Below are 893 nucleotides of genomic sequence, written 5' to 3'. Positions count from 1 at the left end.
GGTAGACGCGTTGTTTCATCGGCTGGTCCCAGATCTGGTCGATGTCGGCCTTCCACGTCTCAAAGTGTTCCGTGGAGGGCAGGTCCTCCAGGCCGGCTTCTTCCTCGGCGAGGGGGGTGCCGGGGAAGGCGCGGGCCAGACGCACGTTGGTGCGGTGGCACATCCATCCGGCGTCGTAGATCCGCTGCAGGGCGGTGAGGTTGGCCAGGTGGGTGGCGTGGGTCTCGCCGGGCAGGCCGTAGATGAGGTTGAGGCCGGGCAGCAGCTTCGGCAGCCCGCCCGCACCGCGCTCGGCGCCGGCCTCGTTCACGTGCTCCACGGCGCGCAGCAGGACGTCGGGGGTGCAGGTCAGGGTGTTGCGTTCGATCACGGCCGGGTCGAACGACTCGATTCCCATTGGTGCGCAGTTGCCCTCGGTGCACAGCTCGGCGACCGCTGCCGCGATGCGTTTGCCGACCGGCGCGGCCACCGCCAGCGGATCCGCGTTGTCGATGTGCAGCATCTGGAGTTCCGGGCACTGCTCGCGGATCCCTCCCAGCAGGGCGCGGATCGCTTCCTCGCTGCGGCCCTGGTAGGAGAAGAAGCAGGTCTGCTGGCCGAGCCGGAAATGGCGCACGCCCCCGTCGTACAACTGGACGGTCTCGGCCAGGACGTCCTCGACCCGGCGGTGCGCGACTGCGGGCGACTTGGCGGGTTCGTTGCAGAACCGGCAGAACGCCTTGCGGGTGCAGCCGCGGTACAGCTCCAGCTCCGCCACCGGCGTCCACGGCATCTGCTCGATGAGCCCGGTGAACGAGGAGCGGTCCGCCGCCAGCTGTTCGTACGGGGCGGGCGTGCGGCTGCCCAGGGCCAGGGTGGACGAGGTGATCGTGTGGGTGTGGACGGCGTCGAAC

At 69.7% G+C, this 893-nt stretch carries 1 protein-coding gene; it reads right to left on the bottom strand.

Features of this window, described 5'->3' with window-relative positions; translation table 11 throughout:
- Window positions 1–893, bottom strand: an 893-nt coding sequence (locus tag ABD350_RS37870; RefSeq protein ID WP_344354019.1) for a radical SAM protein, incomplete at both ends; no start/stop codon positions are given.

Source organism: Streptomyces nogalater (assembly GCF_039532885.1).
GTDB lineage: Bacteria > Actinomycetota > Actinomycetes > Streptomycetales > Streptomycetaceae > Streptomyces > Streptomyces nogalater.
The sequence above is the reverse complement of the archived record's forward strand: the minus strand, read 5'-3'. Positions and strand labels throughout refer to the sequence as shown.